A 20,789-nucleotide genomic window follows, 5' to 3' on the forward strand; every position below is an offset into this window, starting at 1 on the left:
CCCGTGATGAACAAAGGCGTACAACTGATCTTTATTCTTGTGGCCAGCCTATTATCCAGCTTCTCGGTGATGGCACAGACGCTTCAAGCAAGCGTCAATAAAACACAAGTTGCTAAGAATGAAGTGATCAACCTCAGAATCATGGCAGATACTGAGCTCAGCTCAGATGCAATTGACTTTAATGTACTTGAGAACGACTTTTTCTTGGGTCAACCTCGTTATGGGCGCTCCAGCAATAACATTAACGGAAGAAAATCTGTACGTACTGAGTGGAGTATCTCGATTGCGCCGATGAAAGAAGGTGTTCTGACTATTCCGAGCTTTTCCGCAGATGGTATGAGAACGGAGCCAATAAAGCTTCGTGTCACCGCAAGCCAAGCTGAACCCAATCTCGATGACCTATTTAGCTTTAATATCAGTGTCGACAACAGCACGCTGTACCCTCAACAATCTGCGACATTACGTATGCAGCTTTTGATCAAAGCAGATACCCGCCGTCTTGATAACCCACAAATTGTGCCTCCAAAGATTGAAGGCATGAAGCTTGAAGCGATTGGTGGCTTACAGCAGGGACAAAAGATCTTAAATGGATTAGAAGTAGCGGTCATTGAACAGTCGTTTCGCTTAACGGCGAATCAGCCGGGTACTTACACCTTGATAGGTCCTAGACTGACAGGCTCTTACATTTATGGCGACAGCTTGACGGGCTCTACCAAGATCATGCCAATCAACACCAAAGCTGAGCAAATGCCTATCGAGGTAAAACCAATTCCAAGTGAATTTGAAGGGGAATGGCTTCCAGCTTCAGCGTTAGAAATGACGCAGAGCTGGCAAGACGATCAAGGTAATCCACTGTCGGTTAATGCGCTCAACACTGTCAAACAGGGCTCTTCACTCACTCGAACCATTCAAATTAAAGCTCGCGGAACACAAGCCGAATACCTTCCACGAGTAAGTATTGATTATCCAAGTTCGCTGCGGGTCTACCCAGAACAGCCTCAATTCGACAGCGCGAGAGATGGCACCGTTATCATGACAGTGAAGCAAGTCATTATCCCCACTGAGGCTGGGTCATATACCTTGCCGGGATACCATTTGAACTGGTGGGACAGCCAAAATGATGAAGCGAAAAAAGCGACGTTACCAGAGCTACAATTAGAAATAAAGCAAAGTGACACCGGGCTTATCACGTTGCCGGAGTCGCCTCTGCCAACACCACCTGAGTCAGCCATCAGTCCCGAACCAAACAGTGGAGTGAACAGTCTCTGGCAAACTCTGACCTTTGTTTTCGCAGGGCTTTGGGTGGCGACGTTAGGAGTCGCGATTTGGACATGGAAGAAGCGTCCTATGACGGCGAGTAAAACGGTTTCGAATACCGAGCAACCTCTTTGCGTTGATACGTTGAAAAAAGTCATCAATGAAGGGGACGCTGCTAAAATTGAACGCTCAGTAAACGAGTATCTAAACACTCACCGAGACAGGTTAAGCCCTGGTGATGCGCAAGCCGTAAAACAAGAGCTTGACGCCATGAACCAAGCGCGTTTTAGTGCCAATCAACAATCTTGGTGTCCAGACTCGCTACTGGCAAAAATTCAAAACCTTAGCAAAGCAAACGTAACGAAAACCGACCACCAGCTAGAAAAACTATAAAGCAAAATGGCAGCTCACGAGAGCTGCCATTTTGCTTGTGCGACCAAACTCACTTTAGCAGTTTTATCTAAAAATCAACCAAACTGTCTCAGTAACTTTGATGTTATGAGCATCACTTATTCAACAAAAGCTTGATGCTCTAACTCATATCGCCTTACGCAATTTCGACCATGACTCTTCGCTTGATAGAGTGCCTTATCCGACAACTGGTAAAGATGGTCGAAATTAAAGTCTTTGCCTTTCGTTTTGTAACAAGAATAACCGACTGACACAGTGAGCAGCTCACCTTCTGGGTTGTGTTGGTGTTTGATGCCTTCATCTTCAATGCATTGACGAATACGTTCCGCTCTCTGCTTTACCGCCTCTTGATCAGAGCCGATCATTAGTAACACAAACTCTTCTCCACCAATGCGACAGAAAACCTCGTCTTCACCTTTGGTATGATGATCCAAGATATGACCCACGCGCATTAGTGCGATATCCCCTTCGAGATGGCCATAGTGATTGTTAAATAACCCAAAGTGATCAATATCAATCAGGATAAGACCAAAGGACATCGCTTCCTCACACTCTAGCGCGCAATATTTCTGCATCACATGTTCTAACATACGGCGATTGCCAAGACGTGTCAGAGGGTCAAGTTTAGAAAGTACCTCAAGCTGTCGGTTGGCTTCTTCCAACTCTTTGGTTCGGTTCTGTACTTCTAACTCCAGGTTTTCGTTTAATCCGCGAATCGCCTCTTGCGCTTGAGTGCGCTGCAAAACCTCCGCTAGACTGGAAGCGAACATACGAATCACTTCACGTAGCTGAGAAGTCAGCGGCGCGCGCGTCAATAAGTTATCAACGGCAATAAAAGCGATGGGCCCGCTGCTATTCGAAGTCAAAACCGTCATCGCAGCCCAGCCAAAGCCGACAATATTACAGTCATGATAAATAGGAACGGATTCCTCAAATGCAACTTCACTAGGTACGGCGCGAGCTAAATTGATCAACGAAAAGTCTTGTGTCTCACCAAAGAAATAAGACTCATCCACCACATTGCCTTGAATGTCAGTCCCCCAAGTGCCTTGCATGTATGAGCAATTTTCATCGGTCAAAAACACCGCCATCCGATCAATACCAAGATTTTTGATGGCAAAAGTGACGGCCGATTTACATACATCACTGACGGTTGTACAGCGTGATAGCTCAACCATGCTTGAATGCAACATACGCACGTTCTGCTCCTGGCGCTTTCGAATGTAAATTTGTGAGAAAAGGGAGCCAAACGAGTCCAACATCTGTTTTTGATACGCTGTTATCGGCTTGCGATGAATAAAGTTATCAAGCGCGAACCAACCAAATGGCTCATTGCCATCACGTAGAATCAACATCGCGTTCCACCCCTGCCCAACCACTTTACCTGCCGTGTATATCGGCGCATCTTCCACGATCACTAAATTGCTCTCAAGGCTCGACAGCGCAGCGATGTATTCCTCACTCAGTTGATGAAGGTCGTACTGCGTGTGGAATTCATCGATCGTAATACCAGACTCATCCGTGCCGTATGTACCGCTGAAACTTCGCTTTTTCATGTCCAGCAGCATCAGTGTGGTGCGGTCAAACCCCAACCGTTGACGTAGCGCTTCGACGGCTTTGTAATACAAATCTTTTAAGGAATCAGGGTTGGAGATCTCGAGAGCAACTTGCTGAACTAACTTCATGTTCTCGATAAAGCGCTCGCGTTGGTTAATTTCATCGACATATTGCGCTTCACGAATGTCTCTGTGTCTCATCTCTTGCGACGCATTTTTCTCGGCGCGAATGCACTGCCAACGCGCCGCTGCAAGCTGCATTGCATCATAGCTTTCTTCATAGATATTGTGTGCCGTGCGAGCATGAACAGATTGAATCAGTAGGTAGGTGCGTTTGATAGGCGTGTTATCGAGCATCATTATGTAACTATCTCCACCTAAATCTTGGGTGTGATTCCAGTTACAAGTATTGATCGCCAGAGGAATGATGCTTTCAGAAGTGTCAAACTGACTTGCCCACTCCCAGAAGCTGTCAGGATAGCTTTGGATTGGGTAAAGCTCCCCGCGAGAGAAACTCACAGAATAACGGGGATTGATTGAAGGATCTTCAAAAATGGCTAAGGCTTGAGGGGAGAACAAACTCTCTAAATGATCAAATATCGCCTCCGCTAATAAGCGATGATCCCTCGTTGAAGACACTTTTCTTGTAAAACTTCTTAAACTCACCCTACCAACCTAATCTACTTTTTTATTCTCGATAAAAAACTACTTAGGCCATCATATGCAATCAATACAATCAAATTTGAGCTGTTAAGTCATTCGCAAAATTATCAGACTTAGTTTCACATTCGAGAGCTCTTCAGCACTTTTATAACCGTATTTCACATAAGTTACATGTTCTATAAAAAGGGGGGTATTTGTGCTTCCTTGCAAGAATTATTGGTATAGGTTGGTGTTATAAATCTGCAGCTTGAAAAGAAAAAGGCCCCTCAAAAAGAGGGGCAAAGTTACCATCGCTTATAGTTATTTAGTTATGCTTGTAAATATGGCGAATTAACCGAAATCACCATTTACGTAGCCTTGAGTACGGTCATCTTGAGGGTTACTGAAGATCACTTGAGTATCGTTATGCTCAACCAGTTCACCCATTAGGAAGAACGCAGTACGGTCAGAGATACGACGCGCCTGTTGCATTGAGTGAGTCACGATAACGATGGTGTAGTTCTTCTTCAGCTCTTCCATCAATTCTTCGATTTTATGTGTCGCAATTGGGTCAAGTGCCGAAGTTGGTTCATCCATCAGAATCACATCCGGCTCCATAGCGATCGTACGAGCGATACACAGACGCTGTTGCTGACCACCCGACAGACCAAATGCGTGTGACTTCAGACGATCTTTCACTTCGTCCCAAAGTGCTGCACCGCGTAGTGAACGCTCTACCACTTCGTCAATGTGTTTCTTGTCTTTGATACCTTGAGCACGTAGGCCGTAAGCCACGTTTTCGTAGATGCTCATCGGGAATGGGTTTGGCTTCTGGAACACCATGCCAACCTTGATGCGAAGATCCGCGACATCAATGTTGCCGTAAATGTCTTCGCCGTCCATCGCCAATTTACCCGTGATTTTCACGCCTTCGATTAGATCGTTCATGCGGTTCAAACAACGTAGAAGCGTTGATTTACCACAACCTGACGGGCCGATAAGCGCCGTTACTTGGCGAACTGGAATTGGTAGGTTGATCGATTTCAGTGCTTGGTTTTCACCGTAGAATAAGTCTAGGTTTTCAATATCAAATTTGTTCATTTTCTTAATCTCTTAAATCTTGAATTCGTGTCTTTTAACGTGCGTTCTTAATTAGTGTTGTTAGTAAGTTGCGGTGTTAAAACGTCTAGCAATCAGTTTCGTTACCATGTTGATCAGAAGAACAACCACGATAAGCACTGTTGCGGTACCGTAAGCCTGATTCCATTCTTCAACGGTAAACAGTTCGGTAGTCAGTTTGTATAGGTGAACGGTTAATGTACGACCGGAGTCCAACAGAGAATCTGGAATACGAGCAACCATGCCTGCTGTCAGAAATACAGGAGCAGACTCACCAATGACACGACCAATACTTAGAATGACCGAGGTTAAGATACCTGGCATTGCGCTCGGAAGAATCAAACGCCAGATAGTGTAAATTTTTGAAGCGCCAAGGCCGTAAGAGCCTTCACGATACGTTTGAGGCACTGCCATCAGTGCTTCTTCCGTAGTACGGATGATCACTGGCAGAATAAGAATACTTAGAGTCAGTGCACCCGACAGAATCGAGAAGCCTAGGCCAAGAATTGCCACGAAGAACGTCATACCGAATAGACCGAAGATGATCGATGGGATACCCGCCAACGACTCAGTACAGAATCGGATAATCTTTACCAATCGGCTACCGACTTTCGCGTATTCGGTTAAGTAGATTGCCGTCATGATACCCAGTGGCGCCGCTACCGCGATGGATGCGATAACCATGTAGATGGTCGAGACGATCATCGGGAAGATACCGTGCTCTTCACCAGTACGTGTGTAGTTATCAGTAATGAAGTTCCAATCTACGTGTTGTAGACCATTTGATAGGATATACCAGATAATCCAGAACAAAAAACCTACCGTTAGTGCTGCCGAAATCCAAACCAAAGCGTTAAAGACGTTATCTTTGAACTGGCGAGCTTGTTTTAGTTTTGCGCGATCCATAATAGTCACCTTTAACGAGCGATTACTTCGCTTTTTCTCGGTTTAGGTAAAGAAGTACAGCGTTCAACGACATGATGAAGACCAGAAGTACAACACCGGTGGCGTAAAGAGCGTTGGCGTGAATACCGCTTGCGTAAGACATTTCAATCGCGATGTTTGCGGTTAGCGTACGTGCCGAATCCAGGATGCCTTCTGGCATAGCAGGTGCATTACCCATCACCATGATGATCGCCATTGTCTCACCTAAAGCACGGCCAATACCCAAAATCACACCCGTCATGATCCCTGAACGAGCCGCTGGAACGAGCAATTTGAAGATTGTGTAGATTTTCGAAGCGCCAAGTGCCAAAGAGCCTTCTTTGTATGCACGAGGCACAGCTCGAATAGACGTTTCAGATACCGTGATTACGGTCGGTAGAATCATCACACCAAGCACGATGATACCTGCCAAAATCGTGTTACCCGCAGGGACATTAAAGATGTTTTGAATCAGCGGTACGATGATGACCAAACCAAAGAAACCATAAACCACAGACGGGATACCTGCCAAAAGCTCAACTGCAGGACGAATAATATCCGCAAGACGCTTTGGTGCGATTTCGGCAATGAAGATAGCCGTCAGCACACCAATTGGCACACCGACGATTACCGCACCTGCCGTCGATACAATAGATGCAACAATCATTGTCGCAACACCGTAAAGTGCAGGCGGCAGCCAGTTTTGTCCAAGAACGATGCCCGATACACCAGCTTCTTGGAATGCCGGGATACTTTCTCGAACAATAAAGTAAGCAATAACGGCTAATGAGACGATGCCGATAACGGCACTGGTTAGGAACAAGCCGTGGAAGATACGCTCTTTCCAGTCTACGCGACGTTTCTCACGCAGGCCGGGCTTGCTGATAGCTTTAGCGTCAGTATTCATAAGCTTTTCACTATTTGTTGCGATGGTCATTTAAAAAATCTCACGGTTCTGGGCGTTTTGCCGGTGAACACTATGGATAGAAAAGGCTCAGCCCTGAATGGTGGGCTGAGCAAACTTAAGAGTCCCGATAAAATTAGTTAACTGAGATGTAACCGTTTTGGTCAACTAGCTTTTGCGCATCTTCAGTTAGCATCCAGTCTAGGAATTTTTGCGTTTCAGCTGATGGCTTGCCTTCTTTGTAAAGCACAAGGAATGGACGAGCTACTTTGTAAGAACCGTTTTTCACGTTAGCTACCGTTGCATCAACGCCGTCGATTGCTAGAGCATTAACAGTGTTGTCTACAGTACCAAGAGAAATGTAGCCGATTGCGTATGGGTTAGATGCAACCATTGTTTTTAGTGCGCCGTTACCGTTTGCAACTTGAGCACGTTGAGAGATAGCTGATACCTTCTTACCAGAAATCTTCATTTTAAGAGACATGATGTCTTCAAATGCGCCACGAGTACCTGAAGCCGTGTCACGAGTAATTGCTACGATTGGCTTGTCTGCACCACCGACTTCTTTCCAGTTTGATACTTCGCCTTTGTAGATTGCAGTCACTTGCTCTGCTGTTAGGCCAGGCAGTTTGTTTTGTGGGTTAACAACCACTGCGATACCATCACGAGCAACCACTTCTTCGATTAGTGTTGATTCTTTTTCAGAGTCTTTTAGATTACGAGAAGACATACCAAGGTCTGCTGAACCATTTTTTGCTGCTTTAACACCAGCTGAAGAACCAGGGCCTTGAACTTCGATAAATACGTTAGGGTTCTTCTTCATGTACGTTTCAGAGAAAACTTCCATCAGTGGAGTTACGCTGCTAGAACCCACTGCAGAGATAGTTTCTTTAGCAGAAACAGGAGTCACTGCCATTGCGCCTAGAAGTGCGATTGCACCGATTACTGTCTTTTTCATCACAATTTCCTTAAGTGGCTTTATTGCCGTTGTGTTTCACTTGAACGGTGCTCACTTTAGAATTTGAATATGACAGTTGTGTTTCACTTAGTTGAACCCTCTATGACACGTTGTCATTTCTGTATATTAATTCCGCGACTGATCCCTCTACCGTTTTTAGCTTAGCGCTTTTATAAATTGCCGCGCGTTCAAAATGATAACTCCATCGATTTTGGTACATTTCATAACAATTGGATATGAGTAAGTCATTGATTTGACGAATATGGCAATTAAAATCGAAATGCTTATTTATAAAAAAGATAATAATCAAACCGATAGAGGGTCAATCATGCGTCAATTTCTTAGTACGCTTTCTATTAAACTGCAGGTCTTTTTACCTGTTCTATTCACCGTTGTATTACTCATCATTGGATTGAGCGTCGGAATCGGCAAGCTCGACCAAGCATTCAATAAGGTTTCCACTTCCACCAACAAGCTGATCGTTCATAAAGAGGAACTCAGCGCCATCGTAGACAACACCTACGCCATGCGCATCAAAGCCATTTACAGTCTATTTAGAGCCGAAGATGTCCAATCTCTCAACCAAGAACTGTCTGAACGACAAAACAAAAACCGCGATTTTCTGAATTCCATCGATAGCCTCCCAGGCGTTCAAACCGAAGTGAATGCAATGCGCAAAGCCATGGATCACTATGTTGATTTCACGCGCGTCACCATGACACCTCTGCTCACCACCAAGCACTCTTCTGGCTACACCACATCCGATTTCAATCAAAAGTACGAATCTGCGATGGCAGAATACCGATTGGCTGGCGAAGCGATGATCAACGCCATCGACAACCTGTCTAAGCAATTGAATCAAATCGTCACCGATGAAGTCGAAACGAATGGCGAACAGCATTCAACCACGCTCACTTACAGCGCGGTCACGCTTGCAGTTATCTTGAGTGCCGCTTCGCTTATTAGTTGGATACTAGCCAGCTATATCGTTGCACCGATTCGTAACCTTCAAGGAACCATGCAAGAAGTCGCGAAAGGAAATCTATTGGTTAAAGCCGAAGCCATCGGAAAAAACGAAGTGTCGCAACTGGCTCAGGATGTAAACCAAACCATCGACAAACTGCGTGAAACCGTGAGTGCATTAGTTCGAATTAGTGAGGATGTGGCATCAGCATCGACCGAGTTAGCGACTGTTATGACTCAAAGCAGCGTTAACTCAGATCAAGAAAAGCAAGAAGTTGAGCAAGTGGCTTCGGCAATCAACCAACTAGAATCGACCGCAGCTGAAGTGTCGACCAATGCACAAGAAGCCGATAGCGCATCAAATCAAGCAAGCATGCTTACCTCACAAAGTCTGAGCATGTTTGAGGAAAGCACTCGCGCAAGCGAAAAAATGGCAGAACAACTCAACGAAGCCGCAGCCGTCGTGACATCGCTGAAAGATCAATCAGAACACATTGGTCGCGTGATCGAAGTGATTGAAGGCATTTCTGAGCAAACCAATTTGCTTGCACTGAATGCAGCGATCGAGGCTGCACGAGCGGGCGAAAGTGGCCGAGGCTTTGCGGTAGTCGCCGATGAAGTACGTATGTTAGCGGCGCGAACTCAGGAATCGACGAAAGAGATCCAAACCATCATCGAAGAGCTTCAGCAGCAATCGGGTCACGCAAATGAAAGCATGCACTCTAGCTTAGCCATGTTGTCAGACAACCAAGCTCTGGCACAAGAAGTTAGCCAATCACTTGCTAATATCAGTAATGCTATCGCCGCTCTGAACTCAATCAACACGCAAGTGGCGACCGCATCAGAAGAGCAGAAACAGGTCACGGCCGATATCAACAACAACTTAACGAACATCTATGAACTAGTGAGCCAGAACGTGACTGGCATTACGCAGTCCGCCTCTGCCGCTCAAGAGCTTTCAGACTTAGCGGAAAACCAAAAGCACCAACTTAAGCAGTTCCAAGTTTAAACATTCTGCTCAACACGATAAGTGCCAAAGGTTAGAAAAGAAAAAAGCTCCGCACTGGCGGAGCTTTTTATAAAGGCAAAGCTATCAATCTTTATTAACGTAATAAGTATTATTCATCTGTCACTAACAAGAGAGAGCTTTTGAAACTTGAGTCTAATGGATCTCTATTGAAAACCTCACCATTAGTCGTATCAAGAGTAGCAACATGCTTACCGTCACCATTAGGTGTGTTACTCCAGATATTACGTCCTAAAATATCGTCCTTGTCTGTCAGTGTATAACCGCTCGCAAAGCCTGTACCATTCATCGCTGGTCTATAGCAAGCTTGCTCCGTTAACGATACCAACTCTTTAATGTTTGCTAGTCGCCAATTCTTTTTGCCAGCAAAGTTGTGTAGAGGGTGGTTACCGGACGGATTACGAATTTGTTGGGCCGTAGACAGCGCGAATTGCCATGACATCGTAGCTCGCGTTCCGGTGCATTCTTCGTTTGCTGCATTCCATGTCATACCGACTGGACAGCGCATCCATGTAAGACCTGTTTTTAAGTCAGTTACAGTTCCCTTATCTGAATAAGTGTAACGTGTATTAGGTGCTGTTTTAGCAAACTCAGTCGAACACTCTTGTGCTGCCATTGCTACTTGAGAAGCCAACACAAGAGATAGCGCGGTCATTAGTTTCTTCATCTTATTGTCCCTTAACTGCTACTAGACGGATTGGGAATTGGTAGGAATCATAGGCATCTTCACTTGTACTGCTTGAGCGAATCTCAACGAATGAAGTGGCCCCTCTATCTGCGCCCCGAGAGACAATTGCGGGGAAATAAATCTCACCATCCATGAGCTGTGATGATGTGTCCGTAAACCTAAAACCGTCATGCCAAAACGCACCTTGTTCTAAATAAGGACTACCTATGGTTTGCTGTGGAAAGTATTTAACATTAAAACCATAGACGTTGTATTTTGCATATTCATCGTTCGGAGCAAACAGTGTTTGTTCACCAAAGTCTAGTAAGTCATAAGTTTCACGGTAAGTAGGCAGGCGCCAACCAGTGATTCCACATAACGATTGTTTGTTTATGTACTCAACGTATTGGCTCGTAGTACAAATTTCATCGCCCACCTCTTTACAGCCCGCAAGATCTACATCTTTGCTAAATGGCTTAAATGTTTCAGACTCAAACGCAAATAGGCGGTCTTTAAATTGAACCGAGCTCGCATCCGCACTCTTATTTTCCCAAACAAGACCAGTACGCTCATCCAAAGTGCAAGCCCACTCAGTGGCATCTGCAGCTAAAGCAGCGCCTTGTGAATCTAGCTTAACGAACTTAAAGCCCGCGCCTGTCGACGTTTGCTTGTCCTGTTTGTCGAAGCCGTATTCCGCATCTTGACCAGGGTAAGAAGCTTGAACCTCTGCAACGTCTGCAGCGCCATCAGCAAAGTGAAGAATGGCACCCGTATCGTTACTACCAACCGTTTGTTCAGCAACCGCTGCAATTTCTTCAGAAAATGCACTCACTTCCGCTTCAGACAAAAGATCAGAGGCTAGCGATTTACCTTGGAAGCTAAGACTTTGAGCAAGCAGCGCTACGCCTTTGGTCATTTGTTGTGGTTGCATCGCAGCTAATAGCGCAACCGTGTTTTGCTCTAGCTTGTCTAGCTCGCTGGCTTCTGCGTTAGACATCACCGAACCATTCAGCGAAACGCCTACACTAGCCAGTTGCGCTTTAACAATCTCTTCAGCTTGAGCAACGGTTTTACCGTCAACCACAAGACCTGCGAGCAATGTTGTTACACCATTTACTGTGTTACCCGTGGCTAAGTTTTGGCCTGGAGCCGCAAGACGCAACGTTTGGTTTGAGCCTTGATCAACTTGAGCAAGAATCGTGCTAGTCAAAATGTTCTTGTCGCTTGACGTCAGGGAGAACTTACCAGCATTATCCGTTTTAGCACTCGGTTCAGTAGTATCACAAACGTAGTTCTGGTTTAAATCGATACATACTGGCGTATCAAGAAGTGTACCTGCAGAAACGATGGTGCCAGCTACATTATAGGTCGGTGTTGACGTGTCACCACCAGAACCACCGCCACAACCAGCTAGGGCTAGTGACATAGCAACGAAAGAATATTGAAACTTCATAAATTTTGTCTTCTTTAGATTTTAATTAACGAGAACGAATCACTCTCACCATTGAAAGCAGGAAAAGTCCTACCAAGGTCCAAAGCGAACCACTGCCACCTGAACCACCACTGCTTTCTTTAGTGGTATCAGCACTACACTGATACTGAGCAAAGTGACTAACACCCCACTCTTTCAACACCCCAGAGTTCCCTGACACGCGGTCAGATACTTCGAGACGCCAAGTACCCCAACTCGGTTGACCGACAAGTGCTTGTAACTCCTCGTCATACTGAGCGGTGAAGTAACCTTTAAATCCATTGGTATTGCTTGATTGATGGCTAAGTAGCACAACCGATTTACCTTGTGGAGACACAAGCGTCACTTGCAGATCCTGCAATGAGTCATGTTCGATGTTCAGGTAAACCGCAAACGAATCATCAATCGTGCGTGACTTGTCCGATAGCGTCTGAGAGAACAATCTGTCACCCTGCTCAGGCAAAGCGGAGTTCACAGGTTGAGGCTGGATATCGAGCTCTGGCGTACCATTAACCAGCATCACCTTTTCGCTCCACTGGTGAGTCTTTAAGCCTTCAGCAAATTGGTAATCCAATGAAATAGAGGAATCGAATTGCGTGCCACATGTCAGACCGCTTGGTAACGCCACCTTCATTGAGGTCGAGTCAGAAAGCGTTTCATCAAAGTCGAAAACGGATGCGTTATTTAGCTGCCATTGCCCTTTGATGCTCGCTTCGCGGCCAGTTTGGCTCAGGCTCACTCCCACGTCTTGACCTTGTGCGATGTATCGAGCGTCATAGCGAACACGAAGAGGCGCCTTAAGTAAGTTGTGTTTTTTGAAGCTGTCCGTCAGGAACTGGGCATAGTCTTTATTTGGGAACAAAGTGCTTGCGGCAAACACGGTGGATTCCGCAAGATCATGCATTTTCACGCCACGACCAATACCGTACATGCCTTCAAGTACAATGGCGTCAAACTCGCGGAACACGTTATCGGTATCATCACCATATCGTTCAACCGACGCTTTAAGTGCTTGGAACAGTGGCGTTGACCACAGCTCATCGCCTAGTTCACCGCCCACACTAACGTGCGCTGGATACTCTGAGCTCTCGAAGTAACGCGCTCTTTGGTTCCATAAGCTACGAGTTGTTTTGCGTGTTCCGAACATACCGTCCCAGTTGAACACCGTATCTAACTCGAATTCTTGGCCACGGCGAGCTGCGTCTAAATACTGTGTTCGGTAGCTCGCGCTGCCCGCCCAGTAATCACCAACACCTTCTCCAATCGCGCCAGTATGGCCATACGCCCAATCAGGAACGATTTGATAGTGAATCCCGTGTCCTAGCTCGTGCAAAATCACATCTGCATCTGCAGCATCTGGAGATACTCCGCCAACGCCTAACATCAGCGCACGCGAACCTGTGTAGTAAGAAGAGTTGTCGAGCGCTAAACCACGCCCATCAAAACGAAGCGGTTCTTCAAATAAGTCATAGCTCAAGCTCGATAAGTACTGCAGTGAGCTGTCAAGATGGTAAAACGCCATCAACTGCAAAAAGGCATTGTCGCCAAGTTGAGCGCTTTGCATCGCTTTTACATCCGCAAAAGATTGAACCCCCTCAGGCGGCAAAATACTGCTTGTATCACGCACAGGCTCCGCACCTACCGCAGGTGAAGACAGTAATGCAAGTGCATCCACCTGTTTAACGCGCTCGTTGGCTAGGTAGAACTTGCCATCGGACTGCAAAACTTGAATCTGCTTCTCAACATATTGAAGTGGCTGCGGATAATCCTCTAACGAATTCCAAGCAGAATCAGGCGCAGCTTGTTGCTGCATTGTACGTAAATCAGGATCAAAGAGTGAGACGGGAACAGTCACTAACTCACCAGAGCTCAATGCTGGCGGCTCGGTCACTTCCAATCGAACAGGCAGTTCCAGTTCTCCGGCTGGCATCGCCTCACCATTACGAATCACCGTATCTTCAAGGCTTTTGAAAATACGTTCAACTTGGCTGTCTTGGTTAGTCGACAACACAATGGTGCGTTGCGGTTGATACTGCCCATCGACCCACACATCAAAGTTGTAATGATCTCCGAGCTTAGAACGAGTTTGATAGCGAAACTTAAGTTCGCCAGCGCTAGCGTAATTCGCTTGTAAATAGCGCAGCGCTTCAGCTTGGTTCGTAACCGTAATGGCAGCGCTAGGGTAATCCCACTCGGCAGCGTTCGTCACTTGAACGCCTGCCAACGCAAGAGAAAGCGCCAAAAGTTTGAGTTTCATGCAGGGCTCCTACTAAAAGATGTACTTCGCGTTAACCGTAAAGTAACGACCTGGTTCCGTTGAGTAGCGTTTGCTCTCATCCGCTATGCCAGCAACGTCTTGGTAGCGAATGTATTCTTTGTCGAACAGGTTGATGATGGTCGCACTCAAACGAAAATCTTTGGTGATTTGGTAACTTGCCCCCAAATCGAGCGTGTTCCATGAATCTGTTTGTGCGCACTCGGTCTTTTGTCCAAGTGACGTTTGGCAACTCGGCACACGATCCATCGAACCAGCCCAGTTCCACGTCGCGAACGCATTAAAGTCTTGCTGCTGATAGTTCAGCCCAACATTGCCCTCGAAAGGTGTGATGCTACGAACGTACTCGCCTTCGGCGTCCTTTCCGTCCACATAACCAAGCTTGGTACTTAGCTTCCAAGACGAAGTGAAAGCGTACGCGGCAGAAAGCTCGGCGCCGTAGGTTTCAACGCCGTGTAAGTTTTGGTATTGCTTGATGTAGTTACCGAAGTTATCTTGCCCTGTGGTAACAACATCAATGAAGTTTTGGAACTTGTTGTAAAATGCAGAAACGTAAAGTTGCGCGCGGCCATTATCGAATTTGTTACCGATTTCAAAGGAGTCCGAAGTTTCAGCCTCTAGGTCCATGTTCGGTGCAATGACAAACGGCGTTAGCGGCACAAAGTCATGGTTTACGAAGCCATACGCTTTGTCGTATTCCGGAGCACGATAACCGTGGTTATAAGATGCATAAGCGATGTTATTGGCAAACACTTCACGAGAAATCGATAGGCTTGGAGATACCTCTGAGCTATCCATGTCTTTTAATGGGAAGCCGCCCACTTCACCCTCACCGTCCGGTGTTAGACGATGCGCATCAAAGCGCAGGCCGCCTGTAATGGTCCATTTATCCAGCTCCACCATGTCTCGAACGTACAGACCAATGTTATAAGCACGAGCAGGAGCGAAAGGTTGTTTGGTCGAAGGCGTTACCCCGTTCCAATCAATCTTGGAATCGCTATCTGTGCGTTCATAATAGTCAGTAGAAAGCTCGATACCGTAAGCCAATTGGTGCTCAGCATTTGCAGCATAAATCGTATTGGTGAAATCACCACGGAAGCCAATTGTTTCGTCAATGAAGGTTTTGTGTTCTAGCTCGCGACGTCTAACGGTCAAACCATTGTGGTCAACTTGTCTCATTAAACGATTCGTGTCTTCCACCACTTCGGTGTGGCGCCAGTAGACCTTTGTATCTAACTCTTCGAACCAAGTTGGATTAATCGGTGTAACCTCTGCACCAATGTAAGCGCTGTACTCTTTTGTCGATTCATCTTCTGCGAAGTCTTCGATATGCCATTTGCCATCCTTCTGTATAGATGGCGAACCTTCCAGGCGTTGTTGGTCTTGCCGATAAAGTTCGGCACGCGCTTTGACCATCACTTCATCATTGAGGAAATGATTGATGGCGTATGACGCGCTGTAACCATCCAAATCGCGGTTGTACAAATCTTGGCTGAAGTTACGCGTCTCTTCACCTTGCCAATACGCCGCGTTGACTAAGCTTTCCGTGTCGCCAGAACGAAATGCCAGATTGCTCGCGCCTTTGTATTTATTGCTGATCCCCGTGTACGTGCCCGTGGCATCAACATAAAAGTCACGATCTTTTAAAAACTCGCCCGGCTGTTTGGATTTTAGAATCACAGCGCCACCGATAGCACCAGAACCTAAGACTGAGGAGCTCGCCCCTTTCACTACTTCTAATGATTCCAAATTAGAAAGATCAAACGTATCGCGGCCCACTTTGTCATTGCTGTCATTCGCACCAAAACCGTCTGCTGAGCGAATGCCGTCACGAATGATCATAATGCGGTTACCCGTCATGCCTCGAATCGTGATGTTTTGTGGACGCCCAGCGCCACCCGACACACTTACCCCAGGTTCGTGACGCAGCGCATCATAAAGCTCTGTTTCGCCCTTTTGTTCAATCTCTTCGCTAGTGACAACTGCGACGCTGCCTGCTAGTTCAGACATTGGTTGTTCAATCCGATTCGCCGTCACCACGACCTCTTCCATAGAGAAAACGTCAGATTTGGCGTGCACTTGGCTGGCAGCTAGTACCGAAAGTACTGCCGCTGACACTGGGGTAAGCTTCATTTACTGCTCCGCTTTAGATGTTTTAATTAGTGATAAAAGAAAGGCGTATTCTTTTGCTTGTTGTTCTTGCGCTTGTCGTGGGTCCATTTGGTGGCCCGAATTAAAATCGGTCTGCAACAAGTACGGCCCGTCGCGCTCACTTAGCGCGGAAACCTTGGCGAGATACTTGGCACCTTCCCAGTAAGGCACGCGCTGATCGATCAAACCGACTTGAACCAGCATGGGTGGGTAAGCGTCTTTATGAATGTTGAGAATTGGATCGTACGCTTTCATTAGCGCCAGTTGCTCAGATTTGGTTGGGTTACCCCATTCGCCATACTGCTGTGTGGTCAGCGGAAGTGAGGTATCCGACATGCTTGCTACCACATCAACAAAAGGTACTTTAAGCACGACACCTGAAAACAATTTAGGGTCTTGATTAACCGCTCCTGCGACCAACGTGCCACCAGCACTTGAGCCGATGGCAAAAATCTCTCTATTGCCGCGTTCAAACGTTTGCAGCGCATTAGCGGCCGCAACAAAGTCGCCAATAGAATTAGCTTTGCGCACACCACGGCCCTGCTCGTGCCACTCATCGCCAAAGTACCCACCACCGCGAACATGGGCGATAGCGTAAATCACGCCTTGGTCGAGCAAGCTTATGACTTGAGGCATAAAGTACGGTTTCATCGTAAAACCATATGCGCCATAACCGTAAATCATCACGGGTGATTTCGCGTGTAATTTGTCTTTGCGATACGCCAAAGAGACCGGGACAGAAACACCATCGTGCTTGATAAAAATGCGTTGGGAGACATAACGTTGACTATCAAAATCTTGGTAAGCATCTTGAGAATACAAGGTTTTAGTCAGCGTTTTTACATCGAACTCTTCCCACTGAGGAGGCGTAGTCATCGACATGCTTCGTATACGAATCTTGTTTGATTCAAAATCGCCCAACGTGCTCAACCAAGCGACATTGCCATCCTGTTCCAATGGCAGTATCACTTTTTCCTGACCTTGGTATGAATACACCGTCAATGTCGCCACGTTGTTCGGCTTACTGAGTGCCACAACTCCTGCATCATAAAGGTAGAACTGGTCAAGCGGTTCACGAGGGGTAGTAAAGCGTTGCCATGTTGCGCTAAGAGGTGCTAGATCGGTTTGATAAAGTGCAAATGTACCTTCAAGGTTGCTGTTGATGTAAACGCGCCCTTTCGCCACATCCGCGTAATATTCCACGCCCGCTTCCGGCACTCTCAGTGAATCGCTTACGGTGCCCGTTTCTAGATCAACAAGCTTCTGCTCTGTGGTTGACTCGTTGTTGCTTTGCAGCACCACGTAACGGCTATCTGCCGCACGGTAGAAAGAAAGTAACCAATCTGATTTGTATTCGTGCCATACAACTGTTTTAGCCAAAGATTCAGTGGAGATACGTAGGATCTGATGAGGTCGCTGTGTACGCATTTCCTTCGAAACGAGGTAAGCAATCTTACCATCAGGTGAAAGCAATACACCTCTATCGACGTGCGTTGCCAGCTCCGTAGATTGGCCAGAGAGTAAATCAACAACCACGGCGCGATATTGCTCGCTGCCATCAATATCTTCAGTAAAAAGCAACGTGTCTCCGCTTACTTGCCACTGCCCTACTTGATAATACGGATATGCAGATTGACGTTCAGAGAAATCAAATACTGTGTTCTCTTGTGCATACTGGTTCGAACGTGATAGCAACACATAACCACCGTCACGACGCGTTAACGTCCATTCGCGTCCATTTACGATCGACCATGGTTTATCACCTTTATCTGCCACCATGGCTTCCCACTGCACGAGCAGATCTTGCGTCAACGTCTGATATTTTTTTTGATGCTGTTCAGTCTTACGGTTCTGCTCTGTTAGGTAGGTAAGAACTCGCTCATCTTTACGAGCGTCATCTCGCAACCAATTAAAGTCATTAACGGCAAAGCAAGAACTAGAGGTAATTATGAGCCCTAAAAAAACATGAGTAAATTTCATATAGAGAGCAAATTCATTTATAGGATTAATACAATGGCGCGTATTCTGCCCTTAAATAAAAATGAGATCAATTATCATTTTCATAATCATGTAAAATTTTTATCTAGTATGTGAGGAAAAACGTTTGCTTGGACCGAGGTGATAAAACTTAATACCTCTCTAAATTAGCGATCTATGCTGTTTATATAAAACCAGATAAATATAAAAGCCTAGCAAACACGTTAGTATAGAAAGACATCATTTCGCCTGGAGATAAGCATAAAAAAACCCGAGTGCGAACACTCGGGTTTTGAAAAACTAAAATCAGTTGAAAACTGGAGCGACTTTTACTCTTCAGAGTTTGGTGCCGCTGGCTTTTTCTTCGGGATGAACACATCATCACCCACTGATACGTTTTTGTAGAAACTCTTGTCACGTTTAACAGGTTTCTTAGCCGACTTCTTCGCTTGAGGGCGTGATTTCTTCGCTGTCGCTTTCTTGTTACGGAAATCTGGCTTAGGTGGCTTCAGGCCTTTGAACTTACCTTTCAGATCTTCGAATACTGAAAACTCAAGATCTTGTTGTAGGTAAGCTTCTACACGTTTAAAGCTATCCCAGTCTTTTGGACCAACAAGAGAAATCGCATCACCCTTGTTACCAGCACGGCCCGTACGGCCAACACGGTGTACATATTCTTCAGTATGCTTTGGCATATCGAAGTTAATGACGTGTGTCACTGTCGCAATATCCAAACCACGAGAAGCAACATCTGTTGTCACTAGGATCTTGAATACCGCTCGCTCAAACTGGCTCATGATCGTATTGCGTTGAGTCTGGTTCAAGTTACCACTCAATGCAACGGCCTTCAGTTTCTTCTCGTTTAGCTTCGCTGTTAGGCGCTCAGTATCATCGCGCGTCGCCGTAAAGATGATAACTTGGCGATATTCTGCTTCTGAAAGTACGCGATCTAGAATCGCCTCTTTATGATCAAGATGATCACACAGGTAGAATTTTTGCGTGATATCTTTGTGTTCTTCGTTAGAAACACCGATAGCAATACGTTTCGGAGCATTAAGCATTTCAGCCGCAATGTCATTTACGTCTGCGTGATCCAACGTCGCAGAGAACATTAATGTTTGACGGCGACGATGCTTAGCTGCCTTATGGATACGACGAAGCTCTGGTGCAAAGCCCAAATCCAACATACGGTCTGCTTCATCAAGGATCAGCGTTTCCAAACCTTCAAGGTAAAGCGAGCGGTGCTCTAAGTGGTCAGCCAGACGTCCTGGTGTCGCCACGATGAATTTCGGGTAACGGCGCAGTGCTTTCACTTGATCATTAAAGTTCTCACCACCCAAAATCAATGCAGCTTCATAAGATAGGCCAGCAAGCATAGAGCGAAGCTCACCATACACTTGTTTCGCTAGCTCACGAGTGGGAGCGAGAATAACTGCGCGAGGGTCTTTGGCAGAAAACGATTTTGTCTTTAAAGACTTGTGAAGCATTGGTAATACAAACGCCAAAGTCTTGCCCGAACCCGTTTTCGAAGATGCCAATAAATCCTTGCCTGCAATCGCAACAGGAATCGCCTGCTTTTGAATGTCAGTTGGTTTTTTAAAATCGTAGTGTTTTAGGTTCTTCAACAATCGGTTGTCTAGGCCTAGATCTTTAAATTGCAAAGTATTCTCCAATAAATCAGTCAGCGTCTGAGCGCTCTGTAATGTCGTTTCCGCTCTAACGCAGCAAAAAAATAAAGCTCGGTATAATACCGCAAATCATAGGAGTATAGATAGAGATCACACAAACTAATTCCCACGGATGAAAACAAAACATCATTTGCGGCTCAATTAAGAACAAACCCTCGCTTTATTGGTCAGCTGCTTGGCTTAAGATTTAGAGAAAAGCGAGCTCAAGGTGCGCCTCTCGTTCTCCAATAAAACTGCGTAAATGCAGTTATTTGCGCCGAGAAACTTTCATTTGTGTCAATATCGTCTAAATTATTGATATCAGGAACGTGGCAAAAACACCTGCTATGAGAACTGTTGTGGGAATAAGGGAGAGGATAATTCACTCACCTTTGTTAAGCTCAGGTAAAAGTTGACGTCAGGTACTCCATGAAATTCTTGGGTTTTTTTGACTTTTGCTACATCATGTACTGATAAAATGTATCCACATTTAACCTCGCTACTGTATAAAATAATAGTTGGTAGCGAGACTTTCACTATAAGCAAGGAGTTCTTATATGAACAAAACGTTGATCGCAGCTGCAGCAACTTCAGTACTTCTACTAGCAGGTTGTGCTTCTTCTGATGACGCAGCAACAGCAAATGCAGCAAAACTAGACGAACTAAGCAACCAAGTTAGCCAACTAAGCCAAGACGTACAAGCTCTTCAATCTGACGTTCAAAAATCAGGTGCAGCAGCAATGGCTGCTCAAGAAGAAGCTGAGCGTGCTAACGAGCGTATCGATAACATCGCTCAGTCTTACACTAAGTAAGATTTGAT

The 20,789-nt window shown here is 45.9% G+C and carries 14 protein-coding genes; 3 read left to right on the forward strand and 11 right to left on the reverse strand.

Annotated features, from left to right (window positions below; translation table 11 throughout):
- The first annotated feature begins 3 nt into the window (after window positions 1-3).
- Complete coding sequence (locus L3V32_RS12600) at window positions 4-1,650, forward strand: BatD family protein (RefSeq protein ID WP_237284414.1); 1,647 nt, start codon at window positions 4-6, stop codon at window positions 1,648-1,650.
- A gap of 116 nt (window positions 1,651-1,766) precedes the next feature.
- On the opposite strand, the gene L3V32_RS12605 is transcribed toward L3V32_RS12600, so the two are convergent.
- The 5 genes from L3V32_RS12605 to L3V32_RS12625 form a co-directional block, all read right to left on the reverse strand.
- Window positions 1,767-3,890, reverse strand: coding sequence for a GGDEF domain-containing protein (locus L3V32_RS12605; RefSeq protein ID WP_237284415.1), 2,124 nt, complete (start codon window positions 3,888-3,890; stop codon window positions 1,767-1,769).
- A gap of 327 nt (window positions 3,891-4,217) precedes the next feature.
- Window positions 4,218-4,967 (reverse strand): phosphate ABC transporter ATP-binding protein PstB, encoded by a 750-nt coding sequence (gene pstB, locus L3V32_RS12610; protein ID WP_005397884.1) that lies wholly within the window; start codon window positions 4,965-4,967, stop codon window positions 4,218-4,220.
- Window positions 4,968-5,027: 60 nt separating this feature from the next.
- Window positions 5,028-5,891, reverse strand: a complete 864-nt coding sequence (pstA, locus tag L3V32_RS12615) for a phosphate ABC transporter permease PstA (protein WP_005397882.1) — start codon at window positions 5,889-5,891, stop codon at window positions 5,028-5,030.
- Window positions 5,892-5,913: 22 nt separating this feature from the next.
- A complete protein-coding gene (pstC, locus tag L3V32_RS12620; protein WP_006741921.1) occupies window positions 5,914-6,846 on the reverse strand; it encodes a phosphate ABC transporter permease subunit PstC in 933 nt (310 codons plus the stop codon).
- A gap of 103 nt (window positions 6,847-6,949) precedes the next feature.
- Complete coding sequence (locus L3V32_RS12625; RefSeq protein WP_006741922.1) at window positions 6,950-7,771, reverse strand: phosphate ABC transporter substrate-binding protein; 822 nt, start codon at window positions 7,769-7,771, stop codon at window positions 6,950-6,952.
- Between the two features lie 328 nt (window positions 7,772-8,099).
- Here L3V32_RS12625 and L3V32_RS12630 point away from each other — a divergent pair, with 328 nt between their 5' ends.
- Window positions 8,100-9,743: a methyl-accepting chemotaxis protein gene (locus tag L3V32_RS12630; protein WP_237284416.1), complete on the forward strand. Its 1,644-nt coding sequence runs from the start codon at window positions 8,100-8,102 to the stop codon at window positions 9,741-9,743.
- A 109-nt stretch (window positions 9,744-9,852) separates the two neighbouring features.
- Here the strand turns inward: L3V32_RS12630 and L3V32_RS12635 are convergent, their stop codons facing one another.
- The 6 genes from L3V32_RS12635 to L3V32_RS12660 form a co-directional block, all read right to left on the reverse strand.
- Window positions 9,853-10,428 (reverse strand): DUF1566 domain-containing protein, encoded by a 576-nt coding sequence (locus tag L3V32_RS12635; protein ID WP_237284417.1) that lies wholly within the window; start codon window positions 10,426-10,428, stop codon window positions 9,853-9,855.
- A 1-nt stretch (window position 10,429) separates the two neighbouring features.
- Entirely contained in the window at window positions 10,430-11,881 is a 1,452-nt protein-coding gene (locus tag L3V32_RS12640; protein WP_237284418.1) for a DUF1566 domain-containing protein, read from the reverse strand.
- Between the two features lie 25 nt (window positions 11,882-11,906).
- Window positions 11,907-14,156 carry a proprotein convertase P-domain-containing protein gene (locus L3V32_RS12645; protein ID WP_237284419.1) on the reverse strand — a complete coding sequence of 750 codons (2,250 nt, stop codon included), beginning with the start codon at window positions 14,154-14,156 and terminating at the stop codon, window positions 11,907-11,909.
- A gap of 12 nt (window positions 14,157-14,168) precedes the next feature.
- Window positions 14,169-16,307 carry a TonB-dependent hemoglobin/transferrin/lactoferrin family receptor gene (locus L3V32_RS12650; RefSeq protein WP_237284420.1) on the reverse strand — a complete coding sequence of 713 codons (2,139 nt, stop codon included), beginning with the start codon at window positions 16,305-16,307 and terminating at the stop codon, window positions 14,169-14,171.
- Complete coding sequence (locus tag L3V32_RS12655; protein WP_237284421.1) at window positions 16,308-18,305, reverse strand: prolyl oligopeptidase family serine peptidase; 1,998 nt, start codon at window positions 18,303-18,305, stop codon at window positions 16,308-16,310.
- A gap of 326 nt (window positions 18,306-18,631) precedes the next feature.
- Complete coding sequence (locus L3V32_RS12660) at window positions 18,632-19,975, reverse strand: DEAD/DEAH box helicase (protein ID WP_047009779.1); 1,344 nt, start codon at window positions 19,973-19,975, stop codon at window positions 18,632-18,634.
- 551 nt (window positions 19,976-20,526) lie between these two features.
- Here L3V32_RS12660 and L3V32_RS12665 point away from each other — a divergent pair.
- Window positions 20,527-20,781 carry an Lpp/OprI family alanine-zipper lipoprotein gene (locus L3V32_RS12665; RefSeq protein ID WP_005375145.1) on the forward strand — a complete coding sequence of 85 codons (255 nt, stop codon included), beginning with the start codon at window positions 20,527-20,529 and terminating at the stop codon, window positions 20,779-20,781.
- The last annotated feature ends 8 nt before the right edge of the window (window positions 20,782-20,789 follow it).

Origin of the sequence: Vibrio sp. J2-4 (assembly GCF_021728155.1) — a bacterium.
In the GTDB taxonomy this organism is placed as follows: Bacteria; Pseudomonadota; Gammaproteobacteria; order Enterobacterales; family Vibrionaceae; genus Vibrio; species Vibrio diabolicus.

What these genes read in the sequence shown, in the direction of transcription:
- pstB (WP_005397884.1), bottom strand. Translation starts at nt 4,967, where the DNA reads ATGAACAAATTTGATATTGAAAACCTAGACTTATTCTACGGTGAAAAC.
- pstA (WP_005397882.1), bottom strand. Translation starts at nt 5,891, where the DNA reads ATGGATCGCGCAAAACTAAAACAAGCTCGCCAGTTCAAAGATAACGTC.
- pstC (WP_006741921.1), bottom strand. Translation starts at nt 6,846, where the DNA reads ATGACCATCGCAACAAATAGTGAAAAGCTTATGAATACTGACGCTAAA.
- L3V32_RS12625 (WP_006741922.1), bottom strand. Translation starts at nt 7,771, where the DNA reads ATGAAAAAGACAGTAATCGGTGCAATCGCACTTCTAGGCGCAATGGCA.
- L3V32_RS12630 (WP_237284416.1), top strand. Translation starts at nt 8,100, where the DNA reads ATGCGTCAATTTCTTAGTACGCTTTCTATTAAACTGCAGGTCTTTTTA.
- L3V32_RS12635 (WP_237284417.1), bottom strand. Translation starts at nt 10,428, where the DNA reads ATGAAGAAACTAATGACCGCGCTATCTCTTGTGTTGGCTTCTCAAGTA.
- L3V32_RS12640 (WP_237284418.1), bottom strand. Translation starts at nt 11,881, where the DNA reads ATGAAGTTTCAATATTCTTTCGTTGCTATGTCACTAGCCCTAGCTGGT.
- L3V32_RS12645 (WP_237284419.1), bottom strand. Translation starts at nt 14,156, where the DNA reads ATGAAACTCAAACTTTTGGCGCTTTCTCTTGCGTTGGCAGGCGTTCAA.
- L3V32_RS12650 (WP_237284420.1), bottom strand. Translation starts at nt 16,307, where the DNA reads ATGAAGCTTACCCCAGTGTCAGCGGCAGTACTTTCGGTACTAGCTGCC.
- L3V32_RS12655 (WP_237284421.1), bottom strand. Translation starts at nt 18,305, where the DNA reads ATGAAATTTACTCATGTTTTTTTAGGGCTCATAATTACCTCTAGTTCT.
- L3V32_RS12665 (WP_005375145.1), top strand. Translation starts at nt 20,527, where the DNA reads ATGAACAAAACGTTGATCGCAGCTGCAGCAACTTCAGTACTTCTACTA.